We start from the raw sequence: 15,254 nt of genomic DNA, 5'->3' as shown, positions 1-15,254 counted from the left end.
GCGGACCCGCGCCCGATTTGCCCCGAATGGGTGTTCAGCCCGATGTTCTCCGGGCGCTGACCAGCGAAAACTTGCGGTATGCAGGTCAAGGACATCGCTGTGCACGTGCCGACGGTCACCGTGGCCGACCCCGTGGCGAAGGCGGTCCGGGTGATGGCGGTGGCCCGCCTGCCCGGACTGGTGGTGGCCGACAACCACGGGCGCCCCCGGATCGTGCTGCCGGGCACCCAGGTGCTGCGGCTCGCCGTGCCGGGCAGCTACCAGGAGGACCCGGCGCTGGCCAGGGCGGTGGACGAGGACCACGCCGACCGGTTCTGGCAGGAACTGGGCAACCTGACCGTCGGGGACTGCCTGCCGCGCCAGCCGGTCAAGCTGGTCACCGTGCCGGAGAACGGCACGCTGCTGGAGGCCGCGGCGCTGATGGCCCGGCTGCACAGCCCGCTGCTGGCGGTGCTCGGCCGCGACGGCACGCTGTCCGGCGCGATCACCCTCGACCGGCTGCTGACCAGCCTCGCGCTGTCCGGACCCGGTGAGTGACCTTGGGCCCGATCCTGGCACTGGCGATCTTCGGCGTCGCCTTCTTCCTGATCGCCACCGAAAAGGTCGGCAAGGTCGCGGTGGTGCTCACCGCGGCGGGCGCGATGGCCGTGCTCGGCCTGATCCCCGGCTCCGAGGTGTTCTTCTCCGAGCACGAGGGCATCGACTGGAACGTCATCTTCCTGCTGCTCGGCATGATGGTCATCGTCGGGGTGATCAAGCAGACCGGCCTGTTCGACTACCTCGGCATCTGGGCGGCGAAGCGGTCGAAGGGCAAGCCGTACCGGCTGATGGTGATGCTGATGGGCATCACCGCGGTGGCCTCGCCGTTCCTGGACAACGTCACCACGATCATGCTGGTCGCCCCGGTCACCGTGGTGGTCTGCAACCGGCTGCGCATCGCCGCCCAGCCGTACCTGATCGCCGAGGTGCTGGCCTCGAACATCGGCGGCGCGGCCACGCTGATCGGCGACCCGCCGAACATCATCATCGGCAGCCGTGCCGGGTTGAGCTTCAACGACTTCCTGGTGCACATGGCGCCGATCGTGGTGGTCGTCTTCGCCGTGTTCGTGCTGCTGACCAGGGTGCTGTTCCGGCGCTCCTTCGAGTACCACCCGGAGCGGGTGGCCGAGGTGATGGCGCTGCAGGAACGCCGGGCGATCACCGATCCGAAGCTGCTGGTGCGCTGCCTGGTGGTGCTGGCCGGGGTGGTGGCCGGGTTCGCCGTGCACGCGGTGGTGCACGTGGAACCCCCGATCGTGGCGCTGGTCGGCGCCGGGGTGATGCTGCTGGTCTCACGCGCCGACGTCGGCGACGCGCTGCGCGAGGTCGAATGGCCGACGCTGGTGTTCTTCATGGGCCTGTTCGTGATGGTCGCGGGCCTGACGCACACCGGGGTCATCTCGGCGATCGGCACCTGGGCGGTGGCCGCCCTCGGCGACAACTACTTCGCCGCGGCGACGGCGTTGCTGTTCGGTTCCAGTGCGCTCGGTGCGTTCTTCGACAACATCCCCTATGTGGCCACGATGACGCCGATCGTCGAGGGGGTGGTGGCGGAGGTGCCGGATCCGGAGACCGGGCAGGCGCTGTGGTGGGCCTTCGCCCTCGGCGCCGACTTCGGGGGCAACGGCACAGCGGTCGCGGCGAGCGCGAACGTGGTGGCGATCGGCATCGCCGCGCGCACGGGGCACCGGATCAGCTTCTGGCAGTTCACCAAGTACGGCATCGTGGTCACGGTGCTGAGCACGGTGATGGCCTGGGGGTACGTCTGGCTGCGGTACTTCACGTGACGGGCGGGTGATCGCGCGGACGCCTGGTGCGCGGCTGGTGGTCGCGCACCGGGCAAGGCGTGGGCGGTGGCGTGGTCACCGCCCGGACGCTGTGGGCCGTGGAAGACCGGATGCGCGAGTGGTCCGCCACACGAGCCACCCCACGCGCCGAGATCATCCTCGCCTGCCGAGGGTGGTAGTCAGCCGAGGCGGAGGCGGGTGGCTTCGGGCAGACCGGCGACCACGCGCTCCCAGGAGTGCTCGATCAGGTCCAGCAGTTCCTCGGCCGGCACCGAACCGCCGAGCACGATGGTGTTCCAGTGCCGTTTGTTCAGGTGGTAACCGGCGGTGATGGCCGGGTGCACGTGCCGCAGGTGCACGGCGCGCTCGGGGTCGCACTTCAGGGAGAGCCGGGGTGGAGTGTCTGTTGTGGACAGAATGGCGAAGATCTTGCCTGCCACCTTGTAGACGTCGGTGTCCGGGCCGAACGGGTGGTCTTCCACGACGCCGTTCAGCGACAGCGCGTGCCTGCGCACTTCCTGCGGTCCCACAGTTCTCCCCTTCAGCGTCGGCTGGATGTTCGGTGCGGTGATTTGCGGTGTGCCACGGTGAAATGACCAGCGAAAGGAAAGCACCGTGCGCAGACGCAGATCGGTTCCCCTCGCCCTCGGTGTGGCCGCGGCGGCCACCACCCTGTTCAGCAGCGGGGCCGCCGCCGCGAGCCACACCGCGCCGCTCGAGGACGGCAAGTACTGTGCCACCCGGCTGGCCAAGGGCAAGCCGGGCGAGGCTTCGCGCATCGTCGCCCGCGAGTGCGCGGACACCAGGGAAGCGGCGACCTCCGGCATTTCGGCGACAGCGGCCCCTGCGACAAGGAGGGTTACCGCGTCGGCTGGATCCGCACCGGGATGCAGAACAAGGCTTCGCCGTTCAAGGGCATGAGCTGGTGCAACGACGTGACCCTGTTCAATAACTCCCACCTCAACCCCAGTGCCGGCACCTGGCGGCAGATCAACGCCGGCCAGTCGATGATCATCGCCGACATGCTGCCCTGGTTCAACGACCTGGCCTCGTCGATCAAGTTCCAGCGCAACCCCAATGACTGACCTCATCGCTTCGGCCAGTGCCAGGGCGGACGGTCCAGCTTGCCCTGCCCGGACACGACGGTGGCACCGAGTTCCTTCTCCAGTTCCAGTGAAACCGCGTCGCCGGAGATCTGCTCCAGGGCCCGCACCAGCGGCTGGGCGTGGGAGACGACCACGATCTGCGCCTGTTTCGCGGCCGTGGCGATCAGCGCGGCGAGCGCGGGCAGCAACTCGGGGTGGAGGCTGGTCTCGGGTTCGTTGAGCACCAGCAACTCCGGTGGCCGCGGGCTGAGCAGGGCGGCCACCCAGAACAGGTAACGCAGTGTGCCGTCGGACAGTTCGGCCGCGCTGAGCGGCCGCAGCAGCCCGTGCTGCTGGAAACGCAGCTCGAACCGCCCGTCGGTGTTGACCACGGTCAGCTCCGACCGCGGGAACGCGTCGTCGACGGCGGTGGCCAGTGCGTCGCCATCACCGGACTCCTGGATGGTGCGCAGCGCGGCGGCCAGGTCACCGCCGTCGTGGTCGAGCACCGGGGTTCGCGTGCCGATGCGCGGTTGCCGCGCCGGGGCGCCGGCGTCGGTGCGGAAGTGGTCGTAGAACCGCCACGACCGGATCCGCTCGCGCACCACCAGCAACTCGGGGCAGGCCCGCGGATCGGCGAACTCGCTGAGCACGCTGTCGGTCAGCCCGATCCGGTGCCCGCTCTCGGCCCAGCCACCGCCCGGGTCGCGGGTGCGCACCAGCGGCCCGGCGCGGTCGGCCAGCAGCGTGGCCGGGCGCAGCACCGGGCCGTGCCAGACGGCTTCCCGCTTGAACTCCGGATCCAGGTTGAACGCCGTCCGCCCCGGCACCGGCAGGCCGAGGTCGAGCGCGTAACCGAACTCGTCACCGGCGAAGCCGAGCCGCAGCCCGACCGGCTTGCCGCGCCGCGTGCCCTGCACCGGGGCCCGCCCCTCGCGGACCGCTCTGCCGTGCACCTCGGGACCCGCCCACAGCGTGGACGGCAGCCCGCCCTCGCGCGCCAGCGCGGCCACGGCACCGTTGCGCGCGGCGTCGGCGAGCAGGCGCAGCGCGCGGTACAAACTGGACTTGCCGGTGCCGTTGGCGCCGGTGACCACCGTCAGCGCGGACAACGGCAGCACCAGCTCGCGCAGGGAGCGGTAGTTCTCCACGGCCAGGGTTCTGAGCACGGATCAGACGCTAGCCGACACCCCCGACAAAAAAGCAGGTGTCACAGCCGGCCCGATGTCGGTGACCGGCGACCCCCCGATGGCGGAGCGGCGAAGGCCAGCACGTGGACGTTTCCCCGCTGGAGTCCGGGGTTTCGCTCGCGGTGCGGGAGGCCGGGCGGTACTTCGCCACCGGCGAGACCGGGCAGCGGCCCGGGACCGCGCACCAGTCGCAGGCGCCGTTCCAGGCTGCGCCGCTGACGCAGTGGGCGGCCAAGGAGATCACCCGCCGGCTGCTGGTGCCGGACGAGGACGTGGTCGCCACGGTGTTCGGGAAGAGCCGAGGTGGTCCGGGCACTGAAAAATCGGGTTGAACCACCACCCCGGTTCATCCGTGTGCCCCGCGTGACGGACAGCGGAGTGGTGATCGCGGGGCGCTACCGGCTGGCGGACCGGGTCGGAGCAGGTGCGATGGGCGCGGTGTGGCGCGCCAGGGACGAGCGACTGGGCCGGGTGGTCGCCGTCAAGCAGCTGGGGAGCGCGGATCCCCGTGCGATGCGCGAGGCACGCGTCGCGGCCCGCCTGCGGCACCCCCACGCGGTGACCGTGCACAACGTCGAGCCCGGCCCGATCCACGGCTGGACGGTGTACTGGGCGCAGCCGCCGGGCACCACATCAACACCCTGTGGCACGGCGAACTCCAGCAGCACGGCACCGAGGTCACGGTGACCAACCAGGACTGGAACGGCGTGGTGAACGCGGACGGCAGCGCCGGCTTCGGCCTGGTCGCCGGGGTGCTCAACGACAACCCGGTGCTGCCGTCGGTCGGCTGCCTGGCTTGAGCCGCCGCCCGGTGGGGGCGAGATCCAGCCGGGCCCGGCATGATGGGGCGATGACACGGCGTGCACTGGTTCTCGGCGGCGGGGGCATCACCGGCATCGCCTGGGAGTGGGGGATGCTGGCCGGGCTGGCCGAAGCCGGGATCGACCTGACCGGGGCGGAGCTGGTGATCGGCACCTCGGCGGGATCGGTGGTCGGCGCACAGGTCGCCGCCGGCACCGACCCGGCGGCCCGCTACCGGGCCCAGCTCGAACCACCCGACGACGAACTGGCGGCGTCCCTCGGCCGCGGCGTGGTGCTGCGGTTCGCCCTGGCGATGCTCGGCGCCCCCTCGGCGCAGCGGTTCCGGGCCCGCATCGGCCGGATCGCGTTGCGGACCCGCACGCCGGCGTCCGAAGCGGACCGGATCGCGGTCATCGAATCCCGCCTGCCGACCCGCGAGTGGCCGGAGCGCCAGTTGCTGATCACCGCGGTGGACGCGGCCACGGGCCGGTTCCGCGCCTTCGACCGGCACGACGGCGTCCCGCTGGTGCACGCGGTGGCGGCGAGCTGCGCGGTGCCCGGGGTGTGGCCGCCGGTGACCATCGGCGGGCGCCGGTACATCGACGGCGGGGTCCGGTCGGGCGCCAACGCGGACCTGGCCGCCGGAGCCGACCGGGTGGTGGTGCTGGCGCCGCTGCTGCGCGGGATCGGCCCGCTGACCGGAGTGGGCAAGCAGGTCGAAGCGTTGCGCGCGCAGTCGCCGGTGGCGCTGGTCTCCCCCGATCGGGCGGCACTGGAAGCCATCGGCCGCAACGTGCTCGACCCGGCGAGCCGGGCCCCCGCCGCCGAAGCGGGCCACGCCCAAGCCGGATCGGTGGCCGAGGAGGTCCGGCGGGTCTGGGGCTGGCGCTAGAGTCGGTGGCCTGATGGCTGACGACGATGGTTCAAGTGGAAGACCCGACCTGGTCGCGGAGTTCACCCGCCTGACCACGCTGCTGATCGACGCGGACACCACCGCGGGGGTGCTGCAGCGGGTGGTCGACGCCGCCTACCGGGTGGTGCCGGGTGCCGAGCTGGTCTCGATCACGCTCCGGTCCCCGGACGGCCACTTCTACACCCCGGTCGAAACCGACCCGGTCGCACTGGACCTCGACCAGGTGCAGTACGACACCGGGGAAGGCCCGTGCGTGGACGCGGCACGCGCCGAAGGACCCGCCTACGCGCGCAGCGACGAACTCGCCGAGGACCCCGCCTGGCCGCGGTTCGGGCCCGCCGCCGCCCGGCACGGGTACCACTCGGTGCTGTCCACGGCCGTGCTGCCGGACGCCCGGCCCCCACGGCAGTCCGGTGCGCTCAACATCTACCGCGCCCGGCCCGGCGGGTTCGGCGCCGAAGCCCAGTACACCGCGCTGCTGCTGGCGACCCACGCGTCGCTGGCGCTGGCGCGCACCGAAGCGATCACCCGCGCCGAACTCGAAGTCGTCCAGCTGCGCCGGGCGATCGACAGCCGGGACGTGATCGGCCAGGCCAAGGGCATCCTGATGGAGCGGCGCGGGCTCACCGCCGACGAGGCGTTCACCGCGTTGCGCCACGCTTCCCAGCGGCTCAACGTCAAGCTCACCGAAGTGGCCGGGAGGCTGACCGAGATGCAGGCGCAGTCCCACCCGTTGCACTGAGGGTGTTCGTTCGGCAACGATTCGTGTTCGGTCCCCGTCGCGTCCACCTGCCGGTGTTTCACTGACCTGCATGCAGACGGCGGTCCGGACGTCCCAGGCGAACTTGGTGCACTCCTACCTCTACCTGCGGCGCGCGGTGGGGTTGATCGGCCTGGCGCTGCCGCTGGTGCTCATCCTGGGGAAGCTGGCGCTGGACGGCGGGGGCCTGCTGTCCTCGATCAGCGGGTACTACCACAGCGGGATGCGCGGGGTCTTCGTCGGCAGCATGTGCGCGGTCGGCACCTTCCTGCTGTCCTACCGCGGGCACGACCGGATCGACGACCTGTGCGGGGACATCGCCGCGGTGGCCGCGATCGGGGTCGGGTTGTTCCCGGTCGCCGGGCCCGCGCCGTCGGAAGCCGCGCGGCTGGTGGAGTTCGTGCACGTCGGCTGCGCCGCGGTGTTCTTCGTGACGCTGTCGGTGTTCTGCCTGTTCCTGTTCACCAAGTGCGACGGGCCGCCCACCTTGCAGAAGACGCGGCGCAACCGCGTCTACCGCACCTGCGGCGCGGCGATGCTGATCTGCCTGGTGCTCATCGTGGCGGAGGGCCTGTGGCTGGCCGAAGCGCTCGCGCCGCTGCACCCCGTGCTGTGGCTGGAATCCGCGGCCATCTTCGCCTTCGGCGTGGCGTGGCTGATCAAGGGCGAGACGCTGTTGCGCGATCCCTGACCCGCACGGCCGGGGCGCAGGCCCCGGCCACCAGCAGCAGCACCAGCACCACCACCAGTGCGTTGCGCAGCCCGGCGAACTCCCCGAGCACACCCAGCAGCGGCGGCCCGACGAGGAAGGCCAGGTAACCGATCGTCGCCACCGCGCTGACCCGGGCGGCGGCGTGCTCGGGGTCGTCACCCGCCGCGGAAAGCGCCACCGGGAATCCCAGCGAGGTGCCGAGCCCCCAGAGCACCACGCCCGCCGCGGCGAGCCCGATGCCGGGGGCGAGCACCACCAGCGCGACACCGGCGGTGGCGAGCACCGCGCTGCCGCGCATCGCCGCGGTGCGGCCGAACCGGTCGAGCACCCGGCTGCCGCTGAACCGCCCCGCCGCCATCGCCAGGCCGAACAGGGCGTAGGCGACCGAGCCGGTCGTCGCCGTGGCACCGAAACCGTCGACGGTGATCAGCGGCAGCCAGTCGTTGGCCGAGCCCTCCGCCAGCGCCATGCCGAGCACGATCACGCCGATGAGCACCACGCGTGGTTCCCGCCAGACCTTCGGCGCCCGCCCGCGTCCGCTGTGCTCGCCGGCCGCGGAGTGCGCGGGAATGCCGGGCACCGCCCAGCTCGACACCGCCGCCAGCAACGCGGCGGAGGTGCCCACGTGCCACGCCACCGGCACGGCCAGCGCGTTGAGCGCGATCCCGGCGAGCGCCCCGGCGAAGGTGCCGATGCTGAAGCAGCCGTGCATGGCGGGCAGCACCGAGGCACCCAGCGCCCGCTCGGCCTCCGCGCCCTCGACGTTCTGCGCGACTTCGGAAGCTCCCATGCCCAGGCCGAAGAACGCCAGCCCGCCGCAGACCAGCCAGCCCGCGCCCGCCGCGGCGCCGAACGCGATCAGCCCCAGCCCGGCGACCATGGCCACCGCGCCGAGCGCGATGACGAACCGGCCGCCCCTGGCCACCACCAGCCGCCCGGCGACCGCGATGCCCAGCAGCGAACCGACCGACAGCCCGGCGATGATCACGCCCAGCTGCGCGGTCGAAGCACCGACCGCGTCGCGGATGGCCGGGGTCCTGGTCACCCACGACGCGAAGGTGATGCCGGTGAGCAGGAACATCGCGAACAGGGCGGCCCGCCACCGCCGCAGCCGTGGCGCCGTCACCGGGCGGTGATCCGGTGCACCGCGCGCCGCACCCGGTCGGGGTCGAACGGCTCGGTGGACAGGTGGCTGTGCAGCACCATGCCCTCGATCAGGGCGTCGATCTCGGGTGCGGTGTCGGCGGGGAAGTGCCGGGCCAGCGACCGGCGGCTGTTGTCCATCCAGTCCTGGATCAACCGGCGGAACTCCGGTTTGCGCATGGCCAGTACGTACAACTCGACCATCAGGAGCAGGTCGCGGTCGAAGCCGAGCCCCTCGTCGCAGATGATCCGGACCACGCCCTCGCAGCCGTCCCCGCCGGGCGGGACGGCGGCGAGCGCGGCGTCGAACCGGCCGTGCACCCGTTCGGCGAGCCGGGTGAAGGCGAGCCGCAGCAGTTCGTCGAGGCCGTCGAAGTGGTAGGTGAGCGAGCCGAGCGGCACGTCGGCGGCTTCGGCCACCGACCGGTGCGAGGTGCCGGCGACCCCGCGTTCGGCGATCACGCCGATCGCGGCTTCGATGATGCGCTCGCGCCGTTCGGGGTCGAACCGCCTGCGGCGGGCGGGTTGCGGGGTCATGCGGCTCCGTCCGGGATCGATGCGTACGACTGTACACATCGGCTCCGGCGTGAACCACCCGCCGGCCCGCCCCGTGTAACCGGTCAGTGCTCCGCCGACGAAGGGCTTGCCGTGGACGAGGATTCCGCCGCCGGGGGCGGCCGGGTGCGCCGGTTGCTGGCGCGGGCCGCCCTGGTGCCGGCCGCCTTGCTGGTGCTGGCCGCGCTCGTGGTGCCCGCCGAACCGGACCGGCTGACCCCCGGCGCGTTCGCCCGGCTCCCGGTGGAGGCGCTGGCCGGGGTGGCGCTGGTGCTGGTGCTGCCGGCGCGCCCGCGCCGCGTGCTCGCCGCGCTGGCCGGGGCGGTGCTCGGCCTGCTGACCGTGCGCAAGCTGATCGACCTCGGCTTCCGGGTCGCCCTCGACCGCTCGTTCAACCCGGTGTTCGACTGGGGTCTGTTCGGTCCGGCGCTGGACCTGCTCGTCGCGTCGATGGGTGGGGTGGGCGCGGTGCTCGCGGCCGGCGGCACCGTGCTGCTCGCGCTCGGCCTGGTGGTGCTGCTCGCGTTTTCGGCGGTGCGGCTGGCCGGGCTGGTGGCCGGGCACCGCACCGCGTCGACCCGGGTGGTGTCGGTGCTGGGGGTGGCCTGGCTCGGCTGCGCGGTGTTCGGCGTGCAGTTCGTGCCGGGTGAGCCGGTCGCCGCCAGCAGCGCGGTCGCCTTCGCCTACGAGGACCTGCGCCAGGTGCGGGCGGACCTGCTCGACCGGGAGGTCTTCGCCGACGAGCTCGCCGCGCCCGATCCGTTCGCCGCCGTGCCCGGCGAGCAGTTGCTGACCGCCTTGCGCGGCAAGGACGTGCTGCTCACCTTCGTCGAGAGCTACGGCCGGTTCGCCGTCCACGGTTCGGACGTGGCGCAGCGGATCGGCCCGCTGCTCGACGAGGGCACGAACCGGTTGCGGGCGGCGGGTTTCGGCGCCCGCAGCGCGTACCTCACCTCGCCGACCACCGGTGGTGGCAGCCGGCTGGCGCATTCGACGCTGCAGTCCGGGTTGTGGATCGGGAACGAGCAGCGGTACGCCAGCCTGCTGACCACCGACCGGCTCACCCTCGGCGGCGCGTTCCGGCGCGCGGGCTGGCACACCGCCGGGGTCGTCCCGGCGCACACCACGGACTGGCCGGAGGGCGGGTTCTACGGCCACGACCGGTACTACGACGCCCGCAACGTCGGGTACCGGGGCCCGTCCGCCTCCTACGTGACCATGCCCGACCAGTACACCCTGTCCGCCTTCCACCGCGCCGAACGGGCGGTCCCGCACGCACCGGTGATGGCGGAGCTCGATCTGGTGTCGAGCCACTGGCCCTGGGCGCCACCGCCCCCGGTGCTCGACTGGGCCGCCGTCGGCGACGGTTCGGTCTACCACTCGCTGACCCGCCCCCCGGCCGAGGGCATGTGGTCGGACCCGGCGCTGATCCGCGGTGCCTACGCCGAAACCGTGCGGTACTCGCTCGCCTCGCTGCTGTCCTATGTGGAGAACCACGGCGACGGCGACCTGGTGCTGGTGTTCCTCGGCGACCACCAGCCGTCGACCGTGGTCACCGGCGACGGCGCCGACTGGGATGTGCCGATCACCGTCGTCGCGCGGGATCCCGCCTTGCTCGACCGGGTGGCCGCCTGGGGCTGGTCCGAGGGCCTGCGACCCGCTCCGCAGGCGCCGGTCTGGCCGATGGACGAGTTCCGCGACCGGTTCCTGACCGCCTTCGCGGGGTGAGCGCCTTGCCGAGCGCAGCCGATCCGGCATACTGTCATCATCGAGATGATGTGAACATTTGAACTGCGGGGAGTACTTCCGGATGGCAGCCGGTGAACAGGCACCGCGGTGCTCCTTCTGCGGGCGCACCCAGCACCTGGTGCGGCGGTTGATCGCCGGCCCGTCCGGGGTGCACATCTGCGACGAGTGCGTCGGCGAGTGCAACGAACTGGTCGGCGAGACCGCCGAACCGATCGGCGAACTCGCGGAACTGCCGCGGCCACAGGAGATCCGCGCGCACCTGGACCGGTACGTCGTCGGCCAGGACGAGGCGAAGCGGGCGCTGTCGGTGGCGGTCTACAACCACTACAAGCGGATCGAGCGCGGCGGCAGGCACGCGAAGGACGACGGGGACGATGCCGTCGAGCTGGGCAAGTCCAACGTCCTGCTGCTCGGCCCGACCGGTTGCGGCAAGACCCACCTGGCCCGCACGCTGGCGAAGCTGCTCGACGTGCCGTTCGCCATCGCCGACGCCACGGCGCTGACCGAAGCGGGTTACGTGGGGGAGGACGTGGAGAACGTCCTGCTCAAGCTGATCCAGGCGGCCGACCACGACCTGGCCCGCGCCGAGACCGGCATCGTCTACCTCGACGAGGTGGACAAACTGGCCCGCAGGTCGGAGACCCCTTCGCTGACCAGGGACGTTTCCGGTGAGGGCGTGCAGCAGGCGCTGCTCAAGATCCTCGAAGGCAGCACGGTCTCGGTGCCACCGCGGGGTGGGCGCAAGCACCCGCACGAAGAGGGACTGCGGTTCGACACGACGAACGTGCTGTTCATCGCGGCCGGGGCGTTCGACGGCCTCGACCGGGTGGTCGGTGACCGGGCGGGCAGGCGCGGGCTGGGGTTCGGCGTGGAGGTCCGGCCGGTGGCCGCGAACCCGTTCCGCGTGCTGCCCGAGGACCTGGTGCGGTACGGCCTGATCCCGGAGTTCACCGGCAGGCTGCCGATCGTGTCGGCGCTGCGCCCGCTCGACGTCCCGACGCTGGCGCGGATCCTCACCGAACCGCGGAACGCGCTGCTCAAGCAGTACCGCAAGCTGCTCGCGCTCGACGGCGTCGAACTGCGGTTCACGCCCGAGGCGGTCGAGGCGGTCGCGGAACAGGCGTTGCTGCGGGGTACCGGTGCCAGGGCGGCGCGGGCGGTGCTCGAAGAGGTGCTGCTGCCGGTGATGTACGAGGTGCCGAGCCGCGACGACGTCGCCGAGGTGATCATCGGCCGGGAAACCGTGCTGGACCGGGTGCGCCCGGCGCTGGTGCCCCGGGCCCGGCACAGCGCCTAGGGTTTCGGCTGGACGCGGTCGCGTTCCCAGCGCAGGAACAGGCCGGACGCCCCGGAAATGCTGGAGAGCAGCCAGACCAGCACACCGGCGTCGTCGGTGACCCCGAGGATCGGCAGCAGTTCGGGCACCACGTCGATCGGCGACACCAGGTACACCAGCGCGAGCGCCCACAGCGCCATCCGGCTCTTCGGCAGCCCGGTGTACCCCTCGCGGCGTGCCCGGAACAGCCGGGGCAGCGCCTTGAGGCGTTCGACGGGGTTGCCCACCGGCACCGGTTCACCCGCGGCGATCCGGCGTCGGCGCTTCGCCGCGCGCCACCGCAGGCCGCCCGCGAACACCGCGGCCCCGAGCACCGCCAGCCCGATGCCGAAACCGGTGGCCGGGATGCCGAGCACGTCGGCGTCCCGGAACAGCAGGGTCGCGACGCCCAGTACGACGAGCAGAACTCCGAGTGCGGCCACGGACCCATGCTAGGCGTACCGCGGCCGCCCGGCTGTCTGATGTACGCCGCCGCCGCCGGCCGGTGCCCACGTGCGAGCGGTCCAGGTAGGAGTCCAAATCGGACAGGACGAGCACGGCTCCCGTTGCCGTTACCTGATCGAGATCAACGGCCCCCGGTGCCGCCTGGCGAGCACGTCGCCGTGGCACAACGCGGGCGCGCACCAGCAGCCCAGCGCGCGGCCGCGCAACTCGCCGAGGCCCAGCCGCCGCAGCAGGTCCGGCTGCCGGTCCAGCCATTCCTCGTACAACCGCGCCGCCAGCGCCCGGTCGGTCCTGGCCTCGGCGACGAACGGGCTGGCGAAATCCGATTCGGGCCAGTCGTGCCGGGCCCCGGCGTGGCCGATGTAGGTCAGCAGCCCGGCTTCGGCCAGCCACGGCACCAGACGGCGGTGCGGCCCGTTCTTGCGCACGTTCACCACGGTGGCCTGCCCGCCCAGCACCCCGGCGGCGCGTTCCTGTTCGTCCTCGGTCCACCGGGACGCCTGCTCCGGCAGTCCGCTGCACGTCATGGCCCCACCCTAGGCCCGGTCCCCGGCGGGTCAACTCGATCAAGCCCGATTCCGCCGTTCGCTGGTGAGCGTCCAGAAATCCGCCATCAGCGGCGGGGCACCGGGGCCGTCCGCGCCGAGCTGGGTGAGCAGGACGGTCACCGTGCCGGTCGACGGGACCACGTGCGCCGCGGTCCCGGTGCCGCCGACCCAGCCGTAGCGGCCCGGCACGGTCCACGGGTGCACCGGGTCGACGTCCACCGAACCGCCGCAACCCCAGCTCTGGCCCTCCAGGAACAGGTCGCTGCCCCGGCGCTGCTCCGGGGTGAGCTGATCGCTCATCAGCTGCCGCACCGAGTCCGGCGAGAGCACGTTCCCGCCGCCCGCCAGCAACATGCGGGCGAACCGCAGCCAGTCGGCGGCGGTGGAGACCAGCCCGCCCGCCCCGGACGGGAAGGCGGGCGGGCTGCTCCACTGCCCGTCGGGACCGTCGGCCCGCTCGAAGCCGGCGCGGTAGTAGGTGGTGAACCGGTGCCGCTTGGCTTCCGGCACCACGAAGGCGGTGTCGGTCATGCCCAGGGGCTCGAAGACCCGCTCGGCGAGGAACTCCGGCAGCGGGCGCCCGCTCGCCCGCGCGATCAGCACCCCCTGCAGGTCGGAGCAGGTGTGGTACAGCCAGGCGTCGCCCGGCTGGTGCACCAGCGGCACCTTCGCCAGCGCGGCCAGCCAGTCATCGGCGGGCGGGAAGAGCCGGGGCTCGCGTCCGTCCGGCTGCACGCCGAACAGGGCCTGCACCGCGGGCAGGGAGAAGTCGGAGGAGAAGCCGTAACCCGCGGTCGAGGTGAGCAGGTGGGCCACGGTGATCGGCCGGACCGCGGGCACGACGTCGTCGACCGGCCCGTCCGGCGTGCGCACCACCACGGGCGACGCCAGTTCCGGCAGCCACCGGGAGACCGGGTCGCCGAGGGCGAGCACGCCGTCTTCGACCAGCACCAGCACCGCGGCGGCGACGATCGGTTTGGTGAGCGACGCGATCCGGAAGATCGAGTCCCCGGTCATCGGCTCGGCGCTCTCCACGTCGGCGAAGCCCGCGGTCCGCACCTCGAGGTGATCGCCGCGGGCCACCAGTGCCACCGCACCGGGGACCGTGCCGTTCGCGACGTGGGTGTCCAGCAGCTCCTGCAACTCGTCCATCCGCCCGCTCCTTTCGTCGACGGGTAGACCGGTGGCGGGCGGGGAAGTCGTCGGTGCGGCTTCCTACGATGTCGGCATGACACGCGTAGTGGTGCTGGGCGGCACCGGGCACATCGGCGGTTACCTGGTCCCGCGGCTGGTCGAGGCCGGGCACGACGTGGTGGTGCTGAGCCGGGGCAAGGCCGAGCCGTACCGGCCGCACGCCGCCTGGCGCTCGGTCACCGCGGTCGGCGCGGACCGCGGTGCCGAGGAGGAGGCTGGCACCTTCGGCACCCGGGTCCGCCAGCTCGCGCCGGACGTGGTGATCGACCTGATCTGCTTCGAACCCGCCAGCGCCCGGCAGCTGGTCGAGGCGCTGCACGGCCGCGTCCAGCACTTCCTGCACTGCGGCACGATCTGGGTGCACGGCGCGAGCACCCGGGTGCCCGCCACCGAGGACCTGCCGCGGCGGCCGTTCGGCCCGTACGGCGTCGCCAAGGCGGAGATCGAGAGCTACCTGCTCGACCAGGCGCGGCGGCACGGGTTCCCGGCGACCCTGCTGCACCCCGGCCACATCGTCGGCCCCGGCTGGGCGCCGGTGAACCCCGCCGGGAACCTGGACACCGGGGTGTTCGCCAAGCTCGCCGCCGGTGAGGAGCTGGTGCTGCCCAACCTCGGCATGGAAACGCTGCACCACGTGCACGCCGACGACGTGGCGCAGTCCTTCACCGCCGCGATGGCCCGCCGCGGCGCTGCGGTGGGGGAGAGCTTCCACGTGGTCTCCCCGGCGGCGCTGACCCTGCGCGGTTACGCGGAGGCGGTCGCGGGCTGGTACGGGCAGGAGGCGCGGTTGTCCTACCTGGGGTGGGAGCAGTGGCGGGAAACCGTTGCTGCGGAGGCGGCGGAGTTGACCTGGGACCACATCGCGCACAGCCCGAACGCGAGCATCGAGAAGGCCCGGTCGTTGCTGGGTTTCCAGCCTCGGTACAGCTCACTGGAGGCGATTCGGGAGGCGCTGGACTGGCTGGCGGCGCGGGGTGGGGTGCCTCGGCTGGCGTGAT

Annotated in this window: 17 protein-coding genes and 2 pseudogenes; 12 read left to right on the top strand and 7 right to left on the bottom strand. The window is 72.4% G+C overall.

What is annotated here, in order from left to right; translation table 11 throughout:
- Positions 1-78: 78 nt before the first annotated feature.
- A complete protein-coding gene (locus AC07EG_RS06970; RefSeq protein ID WP_478252083.1) occupies positions 79-537 on the top strand; it encodes a CBS domain-containing protein in 459 nt (152 codons plus the stop codon).
- A gap of 2 nt (positions 538-539) precedes the next feature.
- Positions 540-1,826, top strand: a complete 1,287-nt coding sequence (locus AC07EG_RS06965) for an ArsB/NhaD family transporter (protein WP_478252160.1) — start codon at positions 540-542, stop codon at positions 1,824-1,826.
- Between the two features lie 179 nt (positions 1,827-2,005).
- On the opposite strand, the gene AC07EG_RS06960 is transcribed toward AC07EG_RS06965, so the two are convergent.
- Entirely contained in the window at positions 2,006-2,356 is a 351-nt protein-coding gene (locus AC07EG_RS06960) for an MmcQ/YjbR family DNA-binding protein (RefSeq protein WP_478252082.1), read from the bottom strand.
- Between the two features lie 261 nt (positions 2,357-2,617).
- On the opposite strand from AC07EG_RS06960, the gene AC07EG_RS06955 reads away from it, so the two are divergent.
- Positions 2,618-2,911, top strand: coding sequence for a hypothetical protein (locus AC07EG_RS06955; protein ID WP_478252081.1), 294 nt, complete (start codon positions 2,618-2,620; stop codon positions 2,909-2,911).
- 2 nt (positions 2,912-2,913) lie between these two features.
- Here the strand turns inward: AC07EG_RS06955 and AC07EG_RS06950 are convergent, their stop codons facing one another.
- Positions 2,914-4,080: an AAA family ATPase gene (locus tag AC07EG_RS06950; protein ID WP_478252080.1), complete on the bottom strand. Its 1,167-nt coding sequence runs from the start codon at positions 4,078-4,080 to the stop codon at positions 2,914-2,916.
- Positions 4,081-4,172: 92 nt separating this feature from the next.
- On the opposite strand from AC07EG_RS06950, the pseudogene AC07EG_RS06945 reads away from it, so the two are divergent.
- From AC07EG_RS06945 to AC07EG_RS06920, 6 genes and pseudogenes are all read left to right on the top strand, one after another.
- Positions 4,173-4,433: pseudogene (locus AC07EG_RS06945) on the top strand (hypothetical protein); the annotation flags it as partial.
- A gap of 31 nt (positions 4,434-4,464) precedes the next feature.
- Positions 4,465-4,677: pseudogene (locus AC07EG_RS06940) on the top strand (serine/threonine protein kinase); the annotation flags it as partial.
- A 20-nt stretch (positions 4,678-4,697) separates the two neighbouring features.
- Complete coding sequence (locus tag AC07EG_RS06935; RefSeq protein WP_478252159.1) at positions 4,698-4,901, top strand: cellulose binding domain-containing protein; 204 nt, start codon at positions 4,698-4,700, stop codon at positions 4,899-4,901.
- A 50-nt stretch (positions 4,902-4,951) separates the two neighbouring features.
- The gene (locus AC07EG_RS06930; RefSeq protein ID WP_478252079.1) at positions 4,952-5,794 is read left to right on the top strand and encodes a patatin-like phospholipase family protein; all 843 of its coding nucleotides are present in this window, start codon (positions 4,952-4,954) and stop codon (positions 5,792-5,794) included.
- Between the two features lie 13 nt (positions 5,795-5,807).
- Entirely contained in the window at positions 5,808-6,557 is a 750-nt protein-coding gene (locus tag AC07EG_RS06925) for an ANTAR domain-containing protein (protein ID WP_478252078.1), read from the top strand.
- Positions 6,558-6,627: 70 nt separating this feature from the next.
- Entirely contained in the window at positions 6,628-7,266 is a 639-nt protein-coding gene (locus AC07EG_RS06920) for a DUF998 domain-containing protein (RefSeq protein ID WP_478252077.1), read from the top strand.
- Here the strand turns inward: AC07EG_RS06920 and AC07EG_RS06915 are convergent.
- Both AC07EG_RS06915 and AC07EG_RS06910 read right to left on the bottom strand, forming a co-directional pair.
- Complete coding sequence (locus tag AC07EG_RS06915; RefSeq protein ID WP_478252076.1) at positions 7,235-8,413, bottom strand: MFS transporter; 1,179 nt, start codon at positions 8,411-8,413, stop codon at positions 7,235-7,237. The two genes, AC07EG_RS06920 and AC07EG_RS06915, sit on opposite strands and share 32 nt — an antisense overlap.
- The gene (locus AC07EG_RS06910; protein WP_478252075.1) at positions 8,410-8,967 is read right to left on the bottom strand and encodes a TetR/AcrR family transcriptional regulator; all 558 of its coding nucleotides are present in this window, start codon (positions 8,965-8,967) and stop codon (positions 8,410-8,412) included. Before AC07EG_RS06910 ends, AC07EG_RS06915 begins: the two co-directional genes overlap by 4 nt.
- A gap of 111 nt (positions 8,968-9,078) precedes the next feature.
- Here AC07EG_RS06910 and AC07EG_RS06905 point away from each other — a divergent pair, with 111 nt between their 5' ends.
- Positions 9,079-10,713 (top strand): sulfatase-like hydrolase/transferase, encoded by a 1,635-nt coding sequence (locus AC07EG_RS06905; protein WP_478252074.1) that lies wholly within the window; start codon positions 9,079-9,081, stop codon positions 10,711-10,713.
- An 82-nt stretch (positions 10,714-10,795) separates the two neighbouring features.
- Positions 10,796-12,031, top strand: a complete 1,236-nt coding sequence (gene clpX, locus AC07EG_RS06900) for an ATP-dependent Clp protease ATP-binding subunit ClpX (protein ID WP_478252073.1) — start codon at positions 10,796-10,798, stop codon at positions 12,029-12,031.
- Here clpX and AC07EG_RS06895 read toward each other — a convergent pair.
- From AC07EG_RS06895 to AC07EG_RS06885, 3 genes are all read right to left on the bottom strand, one after another.
- Entirely contained in the window at positions 12,028-12,492 is a 465-nt protein-coding gene (locus tag AC07EG_RS06895) for a YkvA family protein (protein ID WP_478252072.1), read from the bottom strand. The two genes, clpX and AC07EG_RS06895, sit on opposite strands and share 4 nt — an antisense overlap.
- 129 nt (positions 12,493-12,621) lie before the next feature.
- Positions 12,622-13,041, bottom strand: coding sequence for a DUF4326 domain-containing protein (locus tag AC07EG_RS06890; protein ID WP_478252071.1), 420 nt, complete (start codon positions 13,039-13,041; stop codon positions 12,622-12,624).
- A gap of 39 nt (positions 13,042-13,080) precedes the next feature.
- Positions 13,081-14,214: a serine hydrolase domain-containing protein gene (locus AC07EG_RS06885; protein WP_478252070.1), complete on the bottom strand. Its 1,134-nt coding sequence runs from the start codon at positions 14,212-14,214 to the stop codon at positions 13,081-13,083.
- A gap of 76 nt (positions 14,215-14,290) precedes the next feature.
- On the opposite strand from AC07EG_RS06885, the gene AC07EG_RS06880 reads away from it, so the two are divergent.
- Positions 14,291-15,253: an NAD-dependent epimerase/dehydratase family protein gene (locus AC07EG_RS06880; RefSeq protein WP_478252069.1), complete on the top strand. Its 963-nt coding sequence runs from the start codon at positions 14,291-14,293 to the stop codon at positions 15,251-15,253.
- Position 15,254 lies beyond the last annotated feature (1 nt).

This window comes from Amycolatopsis sp. NPDC045836, assembly GCF_056431745.1.
Note: the sequence above shows the minus strand (reverse complement) of the source record. Positions and strands in the feature narration are given on the sequence as shown.